At 71.9% G+C, this 17,684-nt stretch carries 15 protein-coding genes and 1 rRNA gene; 7 read left to right on the plus strand and 9 right to left on the minus strand.

Features of this window, described 5'->3' with window-relative positions; all coding sequences use genetic code 11:
• Positions 1-242: 242 nt before the first annotated feature.
• Positions 243-818: a GNAT family N-acetyltransferase gene (locus ACGF5O_RS47120; protein WP_393816122.1), complete on the plus strand. Its 576-nt coding sequence runs from the start codon at positions 243-245 to the stop codon at positions 816-818.
• Positions 819-867: 49 nt separating this feature from the next.
• Complete coding sequence (locus ACGF5O_RS47125; protein WP_393816123.1) at positions 868-2,085, plus strand: winged helix-turn-helix domain-containing protein; 1,218 nt, start codon at positions 868-870, stop codon at positions 2,083-2,085.
• A gap of 45 nt (positions 2,086-2,130) precedes the next feature.
• Here ACGF5O_RS47125 and ACGF5O_RS47130 read toward each other — a convergent pair whose 3' ends face one another.
• From ACGF5O_RS47130 to mtnA, 8 genes are all read right to left on the minus strand, one after another.
• Positions 2,131-2,880: a response regulator gene (locus tag ACGF5O_RS47130; RefSeq protein ID WP_393816124.1), complete on the minus strand. Its 750-nt coding sequence runs from the start codon at positions 2,878-2,880 to the stop codon at positions 2,131-2,133.
• A 207-nt stretch (positions 2,881-3,087) separates the two neighbouring features.
• Entirely contained in the window at positions 3,088-3,780 is a 693-nt protein-coding gene (hpf, locus tag ACGF5O_RS47135; protein WP_393816125.1) for a ribosome hibernation-promoting factor, HPF/YfiA family, read from the minus strand.
• Between the two features lie 314 nt (positions 3,781-4,094).
• Complete coding sequence (locus ACGF5O_RS47140; protein ID WP_393816126.1) at positions 4,095-5,024, minus strand: ComF family protein; 930 nt, start codon at positions 5,022-5,024, stop codon at positions 4,095-4,097.
• 266 nt (positions 5,025-5,290) lie between these two features.
• The gene (locus ACGF5O_RS47145) at positions 5,291-7,123 is read right to left on the minus strand and encodes an LpqB family beta-propeller domain-containing protein (RefSeq protein ID WP_393816127.1); all 1,833 of its coding nucleotides are present in this window, start codon (positions 7,121-7,123) and stop codon (positions 5,291-5,293) included.
• The gene (mtrB, locus tag ACGF5O_RS47150) at positions 7,113-9,155 is read right to left on the minus strand and encodes an MtrAB system histidine kinase MtrB (RefSeq protein WP_393816128.1); all 2,043 of its coding nucleotides are present in this window, start codon (positions 9,153-9,155) and stop codon (positions 7,113-7,115) included. Before mtrB ends, ACGF5O_RS47145 begins: the two co-directional genes overlap by 11 nt.
• Position 9,156: 1 nt before the next feature.
• Positions 9,157-9,846 carry a two-component system response regulator MtrA gene (gene mtrA / locus ACGF5O_RS47155; RefSeq protein ID WP_015659998.1) on the minus strand — a complete coding sequence of 230 codons (690 nt, stop codon included), beginning with the start codon at positions 9,844-9,846 and terminating at the stop codon, positions 9,157-9,159.
• 180 nt (positions 9,847-10,026) lie between these two features.
• Entirely contained in the window at positions 10,027-10,440 is a 414-nt protein-coding gene (locus ACGF5O_RS47160; protein WP_393816129.1) for a hypothetical protein, read from the minus strand.
• Positions 10,441-10,463: 23 nt separating this feature from the next.
• Positions 10,464-11,603: an S-methyl-5-thioribose-1-phosphate isomerase gene (gene mtnA / locus ACGF5O_RS47165; protein WP_393816130.1), complete on the minus strand. Its 1,140-nt coding sequence runs from the start codon at positions 11,601-11,603 to the stop codon at positions 10,464-10,466.
• Positions 11,604-11,743: 140 nt separating this feature from the next.
• Here mtnA and ACGF5O_RS47170 point away from each other — a divergent pair, with 140 nt between their 5' ends.
• The 5 genes from ACGF5O_RS47170 to ACGF5O_RS47190 are packed head-to-tail and all read left to right on the plus strand — an operon-like array spanning position 11,744 to position 17,438.
• Complete coding sequence (locus tag ACGF5O_RS47170; protein WP_393816131.1) at positions 11,744-13,138, plus strand: hypothetical protein; 1,395 nt, start codon at positions 11,744-11,746, stop codon at positions 13,136-13,138.
• A 4-nt stretch (positions 13,139-13,142) separates the two neighbouring features.
• Complete coding sequence (locus tag ACGF5O_RS47175; protein WP_393816132.1) at positions 13,143-13,946, plus strand: DUF4129 domain-containing protein; 804 nt, start codon at positions 13,143-13,145, stop codon at positions 13,944-13,946.
• Positions 13,943-15,139, plus strand: a complete 1,197-nt coding sequence (locus ACGF5O_RS47180) for a DUF4350 domain-containing protein (protein ID WP_393816133.1) — start codon at positions 13,943-13,945, stop codon at positions 15,137-15,139. Before ACGF5O_RS47175 ends, ACGF5O_RS47180 begins: the two co-directional genes overlap by 4 nt.
• Positions 15,139-16,128 (plus strand): AAA family ATPase, encoded by a 990-nt coding sequence (locus tag ACGF5O_RS47185; RefSeq protein WP_393816137.1) that lies wholly within the window; start codon positions 15,139-15,141, stop codon positions 16,126-16,128. Before ACGF5O_RS47180 ends, ACGF5O_RS47185 begins: the two co-directional genes overlap by 1 nt.
• Complete coding sequence (locus ACGF5O_RS47190; RefSeq protein ID WP_393816134.1) at positions 16,128-17,438, plus strand: DUF58 domain-containing protein; 1,311 nt, start codon at positions 16,128-16,130, stop codon at positions 17,436-17,438. The genes ACGF5O_RS47185 and ACGF5O_RS47190 overlap by 1 nt, the downstream gene beginning before the upstream one ends.
• Positions 17,439-17,561: 123 nt before the next feature.
• Here ACGF5O_RS47190 and rrf read toward each other — a convergent pair.
• A 5S ribosomal RNA gene (rrf, locus tag ACGF5O_RS47195) occupies positions 17,562-17,678 on the minus strand.
• Positions 17,679-17,684 lie beyond the last annotated feature (6 nt).

Raw genomic sequence — 17,684 nt, forward strand, 5'->3', positions numbered from 1 at the left:
GACTTACTGAGCAACGGCCATCGTATGCGAGGACCCGGCCACGCCGGGAGGCCTGTCGGGCCGACGACCGTCCGCCGCTTTCCTGAGGGCCCTGCGAGCCCGTTTCGCGCTTCATCCGGGACAACGGCCGGGGCAGGCGGATAGTGCCGCGCCGGAGCGAGGAATTGCGCGAAAAGTGATCACTCGCTCACGGAGAGCGAAATCGATGGCGTACCGGACGCCGGGGCGAGCAGAATCAGCCGATGGAACCCGTCACGCTCACCACCCCTCGTCTGCTGCTGCGCGCGGTCGGCCCGCAGGACACCGACGCGGTGTACGCGGCCGTCCAGGATCCCGACATCCAGCGCTGGACGACGATTCCCTCGCCCTACCTCGCCGAGCACGCCCGGAGCTTCACGGAGCAGATGGTCCCCGACGGCTGGTCGGAGGGCTCGATGTTCACCTTCGGCGTCTTCCTGCCGACGGGCGGGCTGGCCGGGATGCTCGCCCTGACCATGCGTTCGCTGGGGACGGCCGAGGTGGGTTTCTGGACCGCCAAGGAGCACCGCGGCCACGGCTACACCGTCGAGGCCACCCTCGCCGCCGCCCGCTGGGCGTTCACACGGATGGCGATCGACCGGGTCGAATGGCGTGCCGAGGTCGGCAACCACGCCTCCCGCGCGGTCGCGGAACGCGCCGGCTTCACCGTCGAGGGCACCCTGCGCTCCTCCCTCAACAACAAGGGCGTACGACGCGACTGCTGGATCGGCTCCCTGCTCCCCTCGGACCTGGGCCTGCCCTCCGCGGCGCCCTACCTGCCGGCCCCCTCGCAGGGCTGAAACCCCAGCTCGTGCCGGGCTGTCAGTGCCACCCTCTATCGTCCGACCCATGACGACCCTCCCGCGCCCTGCCGCCGCCCTCTCGGCGGACGAGGCCCGCCGAATCGCGCTGAAGGCACAGGGCTTCCTCGGTGCCCCCGACCGCCGCTCCGGCGTCCGGGGCGTGCTCCGCCACCTCGGCGCGGTCCAGCTCGACACCATCTCGGTCCTCGCCCGTTCCCACGAGCTGATCCCGTACGCCCGCCTCGGCCGCGTCGGCCGCCGGGCGGTCGAGGAGGCCTACTGGCAGGCAGGATCTCCGGGCGCGTCTCCGGCACGACCGCACGCCTTCGAGTACTGGTCGCACGCGGCCTGCATCCTCCCCATCGAGGAGTGGCCGCACTTCGCCTTCCGCCGCCGCGCCTACCGTGGCCGCCCGCACTGGAACCACGATCTCCCCGACGGCGTCTACGACCAGGTCATCAAGCAGCTGCGCGGCGAAGGCCCGCTGACCGCGACGGAGCTGGGCGGCGCGAAGAAGACCAGCGAGTGGTGGGACTGGTCCGGCACCAAGGTCGCCGTGGAGCGCGCGCTGATGTACGGCGAGGTGGTGTGCGTCGAGCGGCGCGGCTGGAAGCGGGTGTACGACCTGGCCGAGCGCGCGGTCCCGGGTGAGCTGCTCCACGACGAGCTGGACGACACCGAGTGCCTGCGCCGCCTGGTCCGGCTGGCCGGGCAGTCGCTGGGCGTCGGCACGCGCGCGGACATCGCCGACTACCACCGCCTCAAGGGCGAGCAGGTCGACGCGGTGATCGCCGACTCCGGTCTGGTCCCGGTGGAGGTCGAGGGCTGGGGGAAGCCCGCCTGGGCGGACCCGGCGGCCCTGGCCGCACCCCCGCGCGGCCGGCACCGTACGACGCTGCTCTCCCCGTTCGACTCGCTGATCTGGGACCGGGCGCGCACGGAGCGGATCTTCGGCTTCACCCACCGCCTGGAGGCCTACGTCCCGAAGCCGAAGCGGGTGCACGGCTACTACGCGATGCCGGTGCTGGCCGGCGGCCGGCTCGTGGGCCGGGTGGACCCCGCGCGCGAGGCGGGCGGCATCCTGGTGGCCCGCCAGGTCACGCTGGACGGCCCGAAGGCGGTCCCGGCGGTGGCGGAGGCGCTGATCGAGGCGGCGAGCTGGGTGGACTGCACGACGGTGCGGGTGGAGCGCGTGGACGCCCCCGAGCTGCGCGAGCCGCTCCTCAAGGAAGTGACCCGCGCCCTGATCGCCGCGCTGCGCTGACCGGTTCCGGCGCCGGTGCCCATGCCGGTGCCCACACCGGCGGCCTCAGCGGATCTCGAGGATCTTCTCCCGCATCGCGTAGACCACCGCCTCCATCCTGGAGTGCAGCTGCAGCTTCTCCAGGATGTTGCGCACATGGTTCTTCACGGTGTTCTCGGAGATGAACAACTCCTTCGCGATATCGCGGTTGTTCATCCCCGTGGCGACCAGCTTGAGCACTTCGAGTTCACGGTCGGTCAGCCGCGGCGCCGGCACCAGCCGGCGCTCGTCGGTGCGCTGGATCATCGACTTGAACTCGGTGAGGAGTTTCGACGCCATGGACGGGCTGATCTGCGACTGTCCGTCGGCCACCGCGCGAATGGCGGTGGCCACCTCGTCGGTGGAGATCTCCTTGAGGAGGTATCCGGTCGCGCCCGCCTTGATCGCGTCGTAGAGATCGGCCTCTTCGTCGCTGATCGTCAGCATGATGATCTTCGCGCTGGGCGCGACCTCCTTGATGGAGGTGCAGGCCTCGATACCGCCGCGCTTGGGCATCCGGACGTCCATCAGCACGATGTCGGGCAGCAGGTCGGCGGCCTTGTCGACGGCCTCCGCGCCGTCGCCCGCCTCCCCGACGACCTGGATGTCCTCCTCGGCGGCGAGCACGATCTCCAGGCCGCGGCGGAAGAGGGCATGGTCGTCGACGACAAGGACTCTGATCGGTTCCTTGCGTGGAGTACCGCCCGTGTCCGGGCCCATGCCGACGACGCCGCCGTCGGCATCACCGTCCCGCATCGGTCCGAAGCTGTCCGCCATCGTTCCTCCCCCTGAAGGCTGTGGCCTGTGGTGCTGTGCCATCCGCCAACCCAAGGCAGCGGCCCACCGGTTGGGCCGCCCTGGCCATGATTCCATGCCTGGGCGACAACGGGGGGACCGAGCGGGGCGCGAAGTGGTCGCACACCGGTGCCCCTGGGGGCGCACGCGCGCTTCCAGGGGCACCGGCTCAGCTGCCGGCCGGGCCGGTCAGCCGCCCAACGTGCCTCCCGCCGCGGGCGGTTGCGCCTGGGCGACCATCGGGTCCGTGTTGAGGTGGATGACGCCGTAGTCGTACGCGTGCCGCCGGTAGACGACACTCGGCTCCTTGGTCTCGGAGTCGACGAACAGGTAGAAGTCGTGTCCGACCAGCTCCATCTCGTAGAGAGCCTGGTCGAGGGTCATCGGGGCGGCGACATGCGTCTTCTCGCGGACGACGAGGGGGCCTTCGCCCTGCACCTCGAGGGAGCCCATCTTCTTGGTGGGCACTCCGTCCGCGTCCTCGGAGTGGACGGGGCTGCCGTTCCCGTTGAGCGTCGCCGCGCCCGGGACGTGGTCGGCGACCTCGGCGGCCGGGATCCGTCGTGCGCCGCGGCGGGAGAACCGCTTGTCGTGCTGCTTGCGCAGCCGCGCGTCCAGCTTCTCCGCCGCCAGGTCGAGTGCCGCGTACGGGTCACTGGCCGCTGCCTCCGCCCGGATCACCGGACCGCGGGAGCGGAGCGTGATCTCCACTCGATCGCAACGGTCGGCCTGTCGGGGGTTGGGCTCCTTGGACACCTCGACGTCGAGGCTGATCACCTTGCCGTCGAGCTTCTGGATCTTCTCCAGCTTCAGCTTCTCGGCCACGTGCTTGCGGAACCGCTCGGGCACCTCGGTCTTGCGGCCCTTGACGACGATGTCCACGCAGAACTCCGTTCCCGGATCACTCCGCTGCACTGCGGAGCATCTCCCTTTTGCACCCAGCTCCGGTGAACCCCGGAGCCTCGGACTCGGCGACTTCACCTCCTCCTCCCCCATGGGCAAGATCTGCACCCCAGCACCGCGATGATTGCGGAAAACCCGCGGCACGGCATTCGGATAGGGGAGACATGGCCTGCGGCTTTCTCCCTCACAACCGAACATATCTCGCCCGGACGGATGTCGTCACCCTCTACTGATGCGTACCTCCATTCAGGTGAATAGACTCCGTCACTACCTGCAACGATGTACGTTCACGGTCAGTTCCGGTTCATTTCGAAAGAATCCGGAGCGGCGGCGACCACAGCGGCGCGGACCGGCCCCGCGAGGCCGTTCACCTCGGCCATTCCCGATGCGTTCCGTGCCCACTTCGCTCGCTCTTCCCCTGGTCCGGTCTTCCGTTCCTCCCTTCCTTCCCAAGCCGCGCGCCGATACACAGCCGTTGTCGTCTCTCCCGCCCCTTCGGCCCCGGCGGCCTCCCGTACCGCACGCGCCGCCTCGATGAGGGTGGCGCCCGTGGTGACGAGGTCGTCGACGAGGACCACCCGGCCCCCGGCCAGCAGCCGGGCGCCACCCGCCGTCACCTCCAGGGCGCCCGCGAGATTCGCGAACCGCTGCCGGGCGTTGAGCCCCGACTGGTCGGCGACGGCCCGCCGCTGCCGCAGCACCGGGACCACCCGGGCCGGGGCCCCGGCGCGCCGCAGCTCCACGGCCGCCGCGCGGGCGATCCGCCGCACCGGGTCGTGCCCCCGCGCCCGCACGGCCCACGGCGCCGACGGCACGGGCACGAGCAGCACGGGCCCGGAGCCGCCGGCACCACCCGCCGTACCGCTCCACGAGGCGACGATCCGCACGCTCCGGCCGTCCCGCAGCCCGGCCGGGCCGTCCCCGAGGCCGTCGCGCAGCCCGGCCCGCACCGCTCCCGCCAGCGCCGCGCCCAGCGCACCGGCGAGCGCCAGCGCACCGCGTTCCTTGTGGGCGAGGAGAGCCGCCCGTACCTCGTCCGCGTAAGGCGCCGCCGCGTACACCGCCGGCAGCCCGGACGGCTCCGGCGCCGGTCGCACGCGGCGCGGTACGGCCCCGCCCAGGGCGGCACGGCACTCGTCGCAGAGCACCGTGCGAGGCGCCCCACAGCCTCCGCACTCGGCCGGCAGCACCAGGTCGGCGAGGTCCCGCCACCACCCCTGCATGCCCATCACTGTGCCAGAACCAGGGTGCCGAGCCATCCGCCCTGTGGACAACCCGAATTGACGGCCTTCCGCGCCGAAATCTCTTGGACGCTTGTTCGATTTCTCCGTAGCGTCATGTCACTGGTACGGCAGCATGCGCGGCATCGGCGCCGGCGAGAACCACAGCCACTGCGGACGACCTGCGTTCCCGAAGTCGTCCGCCGGTAAGCGGATGTAAGGCTTGTGGCAGACGGGGGCACCGGAGACCGCCGGGGACGCGCGAACGCCTACCCGGGGTAGACCGGCGCTTCCCCGTCCTTGACCAGCTTCTGCCACTGCGCCCCGGTCGGCAGCCGGACGATGCCGTCGTCCTGCGAGTCGGCCACCAGCGGCACCCGGTCGTCCTCGGACGCGGCGATCGCCAGGACACCCGTGAGCGCCGCGGGCGCCGGCCCGTCCGGGGTCGAGCCGTCGACCTGGACGTAGCGCGTCTGCTGCACGCCGCCCTGCTCGCGCCCGACCACCACGAGCCGGCTGTCGCCAGCCCAGGACATCGCGGTGACCTCCTCGGATCCGGGGGTCGCGGAACGCAGTTCGAGGACCGAAACCTCCTGCTGGTCATCGGACTTGGTGCGCTCGATCCGCCCGACGAGCAAGGACTGCTTGCCGTCCTTCTCCACGACGAGCGCGATCCGTACTCCGTCGGCGGCGACCCGGACGCTCTTGATGCGGCCGTTCAGCTCGGGGATCTGCACCGCCAGCGGCTGGCCGACGCCCTGCGCCAGCATGTACAGCTGCGGCTTGGCGGGGTCGCGGTCGGCCACCCACAGGTCACCGCGGGCGTCCCAGCTCGGCGCCGTCAGCCGGTCGTCCGCGGTCGCACCGTGACTGGTCAGAACGGCGTCGCCCAGCGAACCGTCCGACGCGAGCGAGGTGACGTACAGCGCCCTGGCGTCGCTGGTGACCCCCGCCGCGGTCCGCTCGTCGCGGGCGACCGCCACCGACCGCAGCGGCTTGGTGCCCGCGCCGAACGGGCCGGGCACCGCGACCGCGCTGGTGCCACTGGTCGTCATCCGCACCAGCCGGCGCTTGGCATCGAGGAAGTACAGGTAGTCGGGGCGCTTGGTGGAGGCACGCCAGGCGGTCGCCTCGGCCTGCTCCTCGGTGGCCTCGCACATGTGGGCGCCGTTCACGGACCGCAGCGCCACCGAGTCCACGGTGGGCGTCAGGTTGCGCAGCGTGAAGAGCAACTGGGTCGCCATCTCGCCGCACTTGGCGGAGCCGATCCGGGACGCCTTGACGTTCAGCGGCACCGTGAGCTGGTTCTGGTCGTCGGGGGTCAGCCCCGACACGCCCTTCTTCAGCGCCGTACCGGTCGGGAAACTCGACCGGACCACCGGGCCGAGCCAGGCGGTGGGACCGCTGAGCAGCGAACGCACCAGCTGGGTCGTCGGATCCACCCGGCTGCGCACGAAGACGGGATCGGCCACCGCCACCGGCTGCCCGGTCTCCCCGGCCGACGTGTCCGAGGCGAAGTAGTACTTGTCGACCGACGTGTAGTTGCGCTGGAAGTCGGACTTGCCCATCACGACTCCCTGCGGCAAGGAGTCGATCCGCCACTGGCCGCTCTTGGCGTCCCTCGTCAGGTGCACCGTCCTGCGGTAGGCCCCGTCCGCGGGCGCGTACGCCTGCTGCGCGTCGACGGTGGCCACCCGGCTGCCCTGCAGCATGTAGGTGATGCTGTTCGTGCCCTCACGGTTCGCCGGCCGCGGGTCCGTCTGGATGCTCGGCCCGTTCGCCAGCACCATGGCCTGCGACTCCGGCTCCCAGGTCTTCGCGGCCGCCTTGGTCAGGTACTTGCGCGCCGTGTCGTAGTCCGGGTCGTCGCTGGTCAGGGCTTCCAGGAAACCCTGCACGATCTCCGTGGACGACGCGTCCTGCTGCGGCGGCATGGCGAAGACCCGCACCTGCGTGTCCTGCCGCGGCGTCGACTCGACGTCCCGCAGGTCGCCGCTGTCCGGCATGGAGGCACAGCCCGCCAGCACCACGGCCCCACAGGCGGCGTACGCCACCGCGCGCGCCGGTCTGCGCCGGGCGCTCCCCTCGCGGTCAGCGCCCACGAAATGCCTCCCCTGGCTTGTTCGACTCGTCCGCCCCGTCGCCCTGACCGGTCTCGGCCGTACCTTCCTGACGCCGAGCGCCCTGGGCCGGGCGGGGCACCACGCGCGCGCCGTTGCCGGGCAGCGCGGTCGGGTCGGCGGTGGGGGCCACGGCGGCCATCCGCTGCGCCATCGGCGCGAGCGACGACGCCTGACCGCCGCCGGGCTGCACCGGCACGGTGGCCCGCTTGTCCTCGCCACCGCCCGGCAGACCGGCCTCGCCGAGTCCCCGGTTGCGCCGGGAGTCCTTGGGCTCCAGGGGTATCGGCGAACCCCGCAACGGCTCGTCCGCCGTCCTCGGGAGCGTCAGCCGGAACTGCGAGCCGCCGCCCGGCTCCCCCCACGCCTGCAGCCAGCCGCCGTGCAGCCGCGCGTCCTCCAGGGCGATCGACAGCCCCAGGCCCGTACCACCCGTGGTACGCGCGCGTGCCGGGTCGGCCCGCCAGAAGCGGCTGAAGACCCGGGTCGCCTCGCCGGGCTTGAGCCCGACCCCGTAGTCGCGCACCGCGATCGCGACCGCCCCGCCGGCCGAGGCCAGTTTGACGACGACGTCCTTGCCCTCACCGTGCTCGACGGCGTTGACGACCAGGTTGCGCAGCACCCGCTCCACGCGCCGGGCGTCCGCCTCGGCCACCACGGGCTGCAGGTCGCCGAACACGCGTATGTGCGTGCCCTTGCGCTCCGCGAGCGGCGCGGCCCCGCTGACCACCCGCCGCACGACCTCCCTGAGGTCTATCGGCTCGGCCTCCAGCGCCGCCGCGCCCGCGTCGAAGCGGCTGATCTCCAGCAGGTCGGCGAGGAGCGACTCGAACCGGTCCAGCTGGTCGGCGAGCAGCTCCGCGGACCGTGCGGTCACCGGGTCGAAGTCCTCGCGGGCCTCGTGGATGACGTCGGCCGCCATCCGGACGGTCGTCAACGGCGTCCGCAGCTCGTGCGAGACGTCCGACACGAACCGGCGCTGCATCCGCGACAGGTCCTCCAGCTGCTGGATCTTCAGCTGGAGGTTCTGCGCCATCTTGTTGAAGGCCTCGCCGAGCCGCGCGATGTCGTCCTCGCCGGTGACCTTCATCCGCTCCTGGAGCCGCCCGGCCGACAGCCGCTCGGCGATCCCGGCCGCCATCCGCACGGGCGTGACGACCTGCCGTACGACGAGCCAGGCGATGGCCCCGAGGAGGACGACGACGAACAGCCCGGCGGTCGCCAGCGTGCCCTTGACCAGGCTGAGGGACTTCTCCTCCTGGGTGAGCGGGAAGAGGTAGTACAGCTCGTACGGGTCGTTGTTCGGATCGCTGACCTGCTTGCCGATGACCAGCGCGGGCTGCGAATCCTTGTCGTCCGTGTAGATGATCCGGGTGTAGCTCTGCGCGGCCGTCGTATTGCCGTTGACCCGCGTGCGCAGGTCGTCGGGCACGCTGGCCGTCGGGTCGACCTGCCCGGAGGCGCGGGTGCGCCCGCCGCCGCTGTTGTTGTCGCCCGCGGGCAGTGTGACCACGTCGAAGGCGCCCTGGCCGCCGCTGGAGAGGGACTCGACGAGGTCACTCATCCACGAGGTGACGTTCTGCGACTGCCGCCCGTCCGCCGACTCCGCGGTGTCACCGGTGCCGGTCGCGGCCTCGTCGGCCTTCTGCTTGGCCACCGCGAAACCACCGGTGGCCTGGCTCTGCGAGGCCTTCACCTTGGCGTCCAGCAGGCCGTTGCGCACCTGCCCGATGACGACGAAGCCAAGCAGCAGGACGACGCCCAGCGACATCAGCAGGGTCGTGACGACGACCTTGAGCTGGATGTTGCGCCGCCACAGCCGCATGACCGGCAGCAGCGGCCGTCGCACCCAGCGCATGAACAGGCGCAGCACCGGGCTGCCCTGAACCCCGCCCTGGAGCAGGCCGCCCTCGAAGATCAGCCGCCAGCGCGAACCGAACCGCTTCCCGCCGACAGGCCGCTCCGGACGGTCCCCGGACCGGCCGGGGGCCGAAGCGGCACTGTCACCGGACATGTCAGCTCGGTCCCGCCTTGTATCCGACACCACGGACGGTCACCACGATCTCCGGCCGCTCCGGGTCCTTCTCGACCTTGGAGCGCAGCCGCTGGACGTGAACATTGACGAGGCGGGTGTCGGCCGCGTGCCGGTAGCCCCAGACCTGCTCCAGGAGCACCTCACGGGTGAACACCTGCCATGGCTTGCGGGCGAGCGCGACCAGCAGGTCGAACTCCAGCGGGGTCAGCGCGATCGACTGCCCGTCCCGCTTCACCGAGTGCCCGGCCACGTCGATGACCAGGTCACCTATGGCGAGCTGCTCCGGCGCCGGCTCCTCCGACCTCCGCAGCCGGGCCCGGATCCGGGCGACCAGCTCCTTCGGCTTGAACGGCTTCACGATGTAGTCGTCCGCGCCCGACTCCAGGCCCACGACCACGTCGACGGTGTCGCTCTTCGCCGTGAGCATCACGATCGGCACCCCGGACTCCGCCCTGATCAGACGGCACACCTCGATACCGTCCCGACCGGGCAGCATCAGGTCCAGCAGCACCAGGTCGGGCTTGGTCTCACGGAAAGCGGCCAGCGCCTTGTCGCCGTCGGCTACGAAAGACGGCTCAAAACCTTCACCACGCAGCACGATGCCGAGCATCTCGGCCAGTGCGGTGTCGTCGTCGACGACAAGGACTCGTCCCTTCATAAACGACATCATCCCATTCTCATAACAGTGAAGGTTGCGCAGGTGACCAGGGTCACCGGCCAGTGACGATAGCCGCAGGAGACCGTCACTGTCTGCCCCCGTCCGCCGGCGTCGATGTCAGCGACGGATGCCGGCCCGCCCGGGACCGCGACGGACGGCCCAGGGCGCACGCGTCGGTGGCCGCATCGGCGGTCAGCCGCCTTCGGGCGACGCGTCGTACCTGTCCGTACGGGTCAGGATTCCCGGACTGTCCGGATCGGCCTTGCCCGTGTAGTGGTCTGTCCAGAAATAGCGCTCGGTACGTGGCAGCGGCACCTCGACGAGCCTGCCGTCGTGCATCATCCACAGCCCGAAGCAGTCGTCCTCCTCGTCGTGGATCAGGACCTGCACGGAGTGCGGCGACGGCCAGGGCAACGACCCCAGGTGGTCCAGCAGCCCGATCCAGCCCCTCCGGCGCACGAACTCGACGGCCCAGCCCTCGAACATGCCGTGCCCGATATCCGTGAAGCGGCCGGTCCACCCACGGCTGTCGTCCGGCCGGGTCAGCGGTTCCATGATCTCTCTTGCGTCCCTGGCCAACACGATGACCTCGGCAATTCTGCTCATGGACGAGTATCACCCGGCCCGGATCAGCCCGGAACGTGGCGTGGCCGGGCACAGAGCTCCGCGAGACCCTCGGCCGTCACGGGCGAAACGGCGCCTGCCTCGGTGACGATCGCCGTCACCAACTCGGGCGGCGTCACGTCGAACGCCGGGTTGTACGCCTGGGTCCCCAGGGGCGCCACCGGAATCCCGCCGCCCGCCCCCGCCACCGGCACCTGCGGCACTGTGACCTCGGTCACCTCGCATCCGGGGCGCTGTTCGACCTCGATGGACGCCCCGTCAGGTGTCTGCGGGTCCACCGTCGTCAACGGCGCCACCACGATGAACGGCACATGGTGGTAGCGCGCGAGCACCGCGAGCGGATAGCTCCCCACCTTGTTCGCCACCGATCCGTCGGCCGCTATCCGGTCCGCCCCGATCAGCACCGCGTCCACCTCCCCCGCCGCGAACAGCGAACCGGCCGCGTTGTCGGTGAGCAGGGTGTACGCCATGCCGCTGCGCGCCGCCTCGTACGCCGTCAGGCGCGCACCCTGCAGCAACGGGCGCGTTTCGTCCACCCAGAGCCGCCGCAGCCGCCCCGCCCGGTGCGCCCCGAGGGCCACCGCGAACGCCGTGCCCTCCCCGCCCGACACCAGCGAACCGGTGTTGCAGTGGGTGAGGATCCGGTGCCCTCCGCCGGGCAGCAGTTCATCCAGCAGCGCCAGTCCGTGCCCGGCCATCCGGGCGCTGCCCTCGGCATCCTCCCGGTGCAGCGCCCGCGCCGCACCCAGCGCCGCCGCGGCCGCCGCCCCACCGTCCCCGCCCTCGGCCAGGGCGGACCGGTACGCCGACACGGCCCTGCGCACCCCGACGGACAGGTTCACGGCCGTGGGCCGGGCACCCGACAGCGCCACCGCGGCCTCGTCCACGTCGAAGCCCCGCACGGCGGCGAGCGCCACACCGTACGCGCCCGCTATCCCGAGCAACGGCGCACCGCGCACCGCGAGCGAACGGATCGCCTCGACCAGCGCCGACGCGTCCGTGCACACCAGCTCGACCTCCTCCGCCGGCAGTCTGGTCTGGTCGAGGAGGACCACCACAGGACCTTCGGGCGGCTCCTCCCACCGGATCACCGGCATTCCCGTCGGCCGCTTGTCCTCGCCGGTTTGCGCGTACTGATCAGCCATGCGCTCAGTCTGCCCCGTATCCGGCGGACAATTGAAGGTGCGCAGCCTCTACCGCGGCCGGTCACTGGGCGCCCACCCCATGGCACGATGGCAGCCAACCTGCCACCGCGCTCGCGGACGGGCACCGTGAAGGAGCTTCGATGAACGACACTCCGGGCTGGGCCTCGCCCGGATCCGCCTCGTCCGACGGGCGGGAACCCGGCGCGTCCGCCCCTGCCGACCGCCCCGTCCCCGCAGGGCCTGTCGAACCGCCCGCCGATCAGCCGGGCACGGATCCACAGGGCACCGGCTCGCAGTGGTCCAAGGAGCAGCCGCCGCCCGGCCAGTGGTCCGCGCCCACCGGCGCCCCGGCACCAGGCCAGGCACCGCCGCCCCCACCCCCCGGCCCCGGCTGGGGCGGCCGGCCCCCCGGCGGCGGCTACGGAGGCTACGGAGGGCCCGGACCCGGAGGCTACGGCGGAGGACCGGGCGGATACGGGCCGCCCGGCGGACCCGGCGGATACGGAGCCTGGGGCGGCGGCTGGGGCGGTCCCCCGCCCGCCGCCAAGCCCGGCGTGATCCCGCTCCGCCCGCTCGGCGTCGGCGAGATCCTCGACGGCGCCGTCTCCACCATGCGCACCTACTGGCGCACGGTCCTCGGCATCTCGCTGACGGTCGCCGTCATCACCGAGGTCGCGGTGATCCTCCTCCAGGGCCTCGTCCTGAACGACACCGAGACCACCGACGCCCTCAACGACCCGAGCGCCTCCCTCACCGAGATCAGCCGCGCCGCCGGCGAGGTCGCGCTCAGCTCGGGCGCCGTCCTGCTGATCACCCTGGTCGGCACCATCATCGCGACAGCCCTGCTGACGACCGTCACCAGCCGCGCCGTACTCGGCAAGTCCGTGACCATCGCCGAGGCCTGGCGCGACGCCCGCCCGCAGGTCCTCAAGCTGTGCGGCCTCATCCTCCTGACCGGGCTCATCGCGGTCGGCGTCCTGCTCGTCGGCGCACTGCCCGGCATCGTCGTCGCGATCGCCGGCGGCCCGGGCGGCGCCATCGCCGCCCTGCTCATCCTCGGCATCCTCGCCGGCGCCGTCGTCACCGTCTGGCTGATGGTCCGCTTCTCCCTGGCCTCGCCCGCGCTGATGCTGGAGAAGCAGAGCATCACCAAGTCGCTGGGCCGCTCCACCAAACTCGTCCGCGGCTCCTGGTGGCGGGTCTTCGGCATCCAGTTCCTCGCCTCGATCATCGCCAACATCGTCTCGTCGCTCGCCGTGGTCCCCTTCACCCTGATCGGGGCCTACGCCGGCGGCCACGGCCTGACCGGCTTCCTGGAGAACACCAACGACAACTACGGCTGGACGTTCCTCGTCATCAGCGGCATCGGCGCGGTGATCGGCTCCATGCTCACCTTCCCGATCAACGCAGGCGTCACCGTGCTCCTCTACATCGACCAGCGCATCCGCCGCGAGGCCCTCGACCTCGAACTGGCCCGCGCCGCAGGAGTCGAGAACTACGGCGCCGGCACCCCCGGCACCGTCCCGGGGAGCTGATGCGGTGAGCCCGACGGGGGGAGTCCTCACAGCGGTGCCCGCAACCCTGCCACGCGCCGCCGACGAGGCCGTACGAGGCCTGTCGCGAGTCCGGGACACGGCGCTGCTGGCGCTGACCGGCTCGGACGGCCAGCCGCCCGTGACCATCCCACGCGACCCCGCGCAGGAAGCGGCACGGCGTGAACTGTCCAAGCGGATGTACCACGAGAACGACCCCGGCCTGTTCCAGCGCGCCCTGAACGCCGTGCTGGACTGGGTCGGCCGCCTGCTCTCCGCCGCCGCGTCCGCGACACCCGGAGGCGCACTGGGCCTGGTCGTGGTGGTCCTGGCCGTCCTTGCCGTCCTGGGCGCCCTGTGGTGGCGCCTGGGCGCCCCCCGCCGCCAACCCGTCTCCGCCGCCACCCTGTTCGACGACCGCCCCCGCAGCGCCGCCGAACACCGCGCGGCCGCCGAGGCACACGCCGCCCAGGGCCACTGGAACCAGGCCCTCCAGGAACGCATGCGCGCCGTCGTCCGCGCCCTGGAGGAACGCGCCCTCCTCGACGTCCGCCCCGGCCGCACCGCCGACGAGGCCGCCGCCGAGGCCGGCCGCGCCCTGCCCGCCCACACCGACCGGCTGCGCACCGCGGCCCGGGAGTTCGACGACGTGACGTACGGCGGCCGCAGGGCGACCCAGGCGTCGTACGAGCGCATCGCCGACCTCGACCGCGACCTGGAGCGCGCCAAGCCGATCCTGGCCGGCAGCGCCAACAGCTCCAGCAGCGCCGACAGCACGACCCACAACAGCCGCCAGGGAGCCGCCGAATGACCACCGGCGTCGTCTTCCCGGCCACTTCCACCGCGCCCACCACCCGCCAGGTGTGGACCAGGACCCGGGGCATCGTCCTCGCCGTGGTGCTGGTCCTCGCCGGTGCCGTGGCGATCGCCGTCATCCGCTCCGACACCAGGCACGGCGACCTCGACCCACGCTCCGCCGACCCCTACGGCAGCCGCGCCGTCGCCGAACTCCTCGCCGACCGGGGCGTGGACACCCGCGTGGTCACCACGCTGGCCGAGGCGCGCGCCGCGGCCGGCCGCGACACCACCCTCCTCGTGGCCGTCCCCGACCTGCTGACCCCGCATCAGCAGTCGCTCCTGCAGAAGTCGACGGCCGGGTCGGGTGGCCGCACCGTCCTGGTCGCCGCAGGCAGCACGTCCGTCGAACGGCTCGCTCCCGGCGTCACCGCCGACCCCGCCAACAGCGTCCGGTCCACGCTCGACCCCCACTGCACGCTGGCCGCGGCCCGGCGGGCGGGCAGCGCCGACACCGGTGGCATCCGCTACACCACCACCCACCTCGACGCCGACTCCTGCTACCCCAGCCAGCGCCTGGCCACGCTCCTCCGCATCCCCGCGGCCTCCGGAGGCGGTGACACCGTCGTCCTCGGCGCGCCCGACATCCTGCTCAACGACCGCCTCGACAAGCAGGGCAACGCCTCGCTCGCCCTCCAACTCCTCGGCTCCCGCCCGCATCTGGTCTGGTACCTCCCCTCGCTCTCCGACGCCACGGCCACCGGTAGCGGCGACCAGAAATCCCTGTTCGACCTGCTCCCGTCCGGCTGGCTCTGGGGCACACTGCAGCTCTTCATCGCCGCAGCCCTCGCCGCCTTCTGGCGGGCACGCAGGCTCGGCCCCCTCGTGCCCGAGAAACTCCCCGTGGCGATCCGCGCCTCCGAAACCGTCGAAGGCCGCGCCCGCCTCTACCGCAAGGCCAGCGCCCGCGACCGCGCGGCCGCCGCTCTTCGCTCCACCGCCCGCACCCGTCTCGCCCCCCTCGTAGGCGTCCCCGTCTCCCAGGCGCACGCGCCCGAGGCCCTGCTCCCCGCCCTCTCCGCCCACCTGCACGGCGACGGACAGGCCCTGCAAGCCCTGCTCTTCGGACCACCGCCCGGCGACGACGCGGCCCTCATCACCCTCACCGACCAGCTCGACGCCCTCGAAAGAGAGGTACGCCGTCCATGATGGACCCGACCACTGACAACGCCGGGAACACCGGGAACCCGGCCGACGCCCGGGCCTCCCTGGAGGCCCTGCGCACGGAGATCGCCAAAGCCGTGGTCGGCCAGGACTCCGCCGTGACCGGTCTCGTCGTCGCTCTCCTCTGCCGCGGACACGTTCTCCTTGAAGGAGTCCCCGGAGTCGCCAAAACGTTGCTCGTCCGCGCCCTCGCATCCGCACTCGAACTGGAGACCAAGCGCGTCCAGTTCACCCCCGACCTCATGCCGAGCGACGTCACGGGCTCGCTCGTCTACGACACCCGCACCGCCGAGTTCTCCTTCCAGCCCGGCCCGGTCTTCACCAACCTCCTCCTCGCGGACGAGATCAACCGCACCCCGCCCAAGACCCAGTCGTCCCTCCTCGAAGCCATGGAGGAGCGCCAGGTCACCGTCGACGGCATCCCGCGCCTGCTCCCCGATCCCTTCCTGGTCGCCGCGACCCAGAACCCCGTCGAGTACGAGGGCACCTACCCCCTGCCCGAAGCCCAGCTCGACCGCTTCCTCCTCAAACTGACGATCCCGCTCCCCTCCCGCCAGGACGAGATCGCCGTCCTCACCCGGCACGCCGAGGGCTTCAACCCGCGCGACCTGCGCGCCGCCGGCGTACGCCCCGTCGCGGGCCCCGCCGACCTCGAAGCCGCCCGCGCGGCCGTCGCCAAGACGAACGTCTCCCCCGAGATCACCGCCTACGTCGTCGACATCTGCCGCGCCACCCGCGAGTCGCCGTCCCTCACCCTCGGCGTCTCCCCGCGCGGCGCCACCGCCCTGCTCGCCACCGCCCGCGCCTGGGCCTGGCTGACCGGCCGCGACTACGTCATCCCCGACGACGTCAAGGCCCTCGCCCTGCCCACCCTCCGCCACCGCGTCCAACTCCGCCCCGAGGCCGAGATGGAAGGCGTGACCGCCGACTCCGTCATCAACGCGATCCTCGCCCACGTCCCGGTCCCCCGCTGATGCCCCTCACCGGGCGCGCCGCCCTCATCGCGGCCATCGGGTCGATCCCCATCGGCATCTGGGGACCGAGCTGGACCGGCATCCTCGCCGTCGACGGCCCGCTGGCCCTGGCCTGCGCCTGCGACTTCGCCCTGGCGGCTCCGGTACGACGGCTCGTGCTGACCCGCTCCGGCGACACGTCCGCCCGCCTGGGCGAGACCGCGGACGTGACCCTGACGGTGACCAACCCGTCCGGGCGCCCTCTCCGGGCCCGCCTCAGGGACGGCTGGCCACCCAGCAGCTGGCAGCCCGGCACGGAGGTCGAGGCCTCACGCCACCAGCTGGCCGTTCCCCCGGGCGAACGCCGACGCGTCACGACCCGCCTGCGCCCGACCCGGCGCGGCGACCGCCAGGCGGACCGCGTCACGATCCGCTCCTACGGCCCCCTCGGCCTGTTCTCCCGCCAGGGCGGCCACAAAGTGCCCTGGACCGTACGGGTTCTGCCCCCCTTCACCAGCCGCAAGCACCTGCCGTCGAGACTCGCCCGATTGCGTGAACTCGACGGCCGCACCAGCGTCCTGACCCGCGGCGAGGGCACGGAATTCGACAGCCTCCGCGAGTACGTCCCAGGCGACGACACCCGCTCCATCGACTGGCGGGCAACGGCACGGCAGTCCGCGGTCGCGGTACGCACCTGGCGTCCTGAGCGCGACCGGCGCATCCTGCTCGTCCTCGACACCGGGCGTACTTCCGCCGGCCGAGTCGGCGACGCGCCCCGCCTGGACGCTTCCATGGACGCGGCACTCCTCCTCGCGGCCCTCGCGTCACGCGCGGGCGACCGTGTGGATCTCCTCGCCTACGACCGCCGGATCCGCGCTCTGGTCCAGGGCCGCGCCGCGGGCGACGTCCTGCCCTCCCTGGTCAACGCAATGGCCACGCTGGAGCCCGAGCTCGTCGAAACGGACGCCCGCGGCCTGACCGCCACCGCGCTCCGCACGGCTCCACGCCGTTCCCTGATCGTCCTGCTCACGACGCTCGACACCGCTCCGGTCGAACAGGGTCTGCTTCCCGTGCTCTCCCAACTGACCCAACGGCACACGGTTCTGCTCGCTTCAGTGGCCGACCCGCACATCGCACGCATGGCGACGGCCCGCGGAAACGCCGACGCGGTGTACGAGGCAGCGGCGGCCGCACAGGCCCAGAGCGAACGGCATCGGACCGCAGAGCAACTTCGCCGGCACGGTGTGACGGTCGTGGACGCGACGCCTGACGATCTCGCTCCCGCGTTGGCGGATGCGTATCTGGCCTTGAAAGCAGCGGGCCGACTCTGATTCTCGGAGATTCCCGGAGATTCTCGGAGTGGCAGGGGCTACAGTCGGCCCCTGCCGTTTTCTCTCCGAGCCCCTAAACGCAGAAAGGCCCACGCCATACGGCGTGGGCCTTTCCCAAAAATTGTTCGGCGGTGTCCTACTCTCCCACAGAGTCCCCCCTGCAGTACCATCGGCGCTGTAAGGCTTAGCTTCCGGGTTCGGAATGTAACCGGGCGTTTCCCTCACGCTATGACCACCGAAACACTA

Source organism: Streptomyces sp. NPDC048291 (assembly GCF_043201715.1).
Classification (GTDB): domain Bacteria; phylum Actinomycetota; class Actinomycetes; order Streptomycetales; family Streptomycetaceae; genus Streptomyces.

Excerpts from the sequence above, each read along its gene's own strand:
- ACGF5O_RS47120 (WP_393816122.1), top strand. The coding sequence starts at position 243 with ATGGAACCCGTCACGCTCACCACCCCTCGTCTGCTGCTGCGCGCGGTC.
- ACGF5O_RS47125 (WP_393816123.1), top strand. The coding sequence starts at position 868 with ATGACGACCCTCCCGCGCCCTGCCGCCGCCCTCTCGGCGGACGAGGCC.
- ACGF5O_RS47130 (WP_393816124.1), bottom strand. The coding sequence starts at position 2,880 with ATGGCGGACAGCTTCGGACCGATGCGGGACGGTGATGCCGACGGCGGC.
- ACGF5O_RS47140 (WP_393816126.1), bottom strand. The coding sequence starts at position 5,024 with ATGCAGGGGTGGTGGCGGGACCTCGCCGACCTGGTGCTGCCGGCCGAG.
- mtrB (WP_393816128.1), bottom strand. The coding sequence starts at position 9,155 with ATGTCCGGTGACAGTGCCGCTTCGGCCCCCGGCCGGTCCGGGGACCGT.
- mtrA (WP_015659998.1), bottom strand. The coding sequence starts at position 9,846 with ATGATGTCGTTTATGAAGGGACGAGTCCTTGTCGTCGACGACGACACC.
- ACGF5O_RS47160 (WP_393816129.1), bottom strand. The coding sequence starts at position 10,440 with ATGAGCAGAATTGCCGAGGTCATCGTGTTGGCCAGGGACGCAAGAGAG.
- mtnA (WP_393816130.1), bottom strand. The coding sequence starts at position 11,603 with ATGGCTGATCAGTACGCGCAAACCGGCGAGGACAAGCGGCCGACGGGA.
- ACGF5O_RS47170 (WP_393816131.1), top strand. The coding sequence starts at position 11,744 with ATGAACGACACTCCGGGCTGGGCCTCGCCCGGATCCGCCTCGTCCGAC.
- ACGF5O_RS47180 (WP_393816133.1), top strand. The coding sequence starts at position 13,943 with ATGACCACCGGCGTCGTCTTCCCGGCCACTTCCACCGCGCCCACCACC.
- ACGF5O_RS47185 (WP_393816137.1), top strand. The coding sequence starts at position 15,139 with ATGGACCCGACCACTGACAACGCCGGGAACACCGGGAACCCGGCCGAC.
- ACGF5O_RS47190 (WP_393816134.1), top strand. The coding sequence starts at position 16,128 with ATGCCCCTCACCGGGCGCGCCGCCCTCATCGCGGCCATCGGGTCGATC.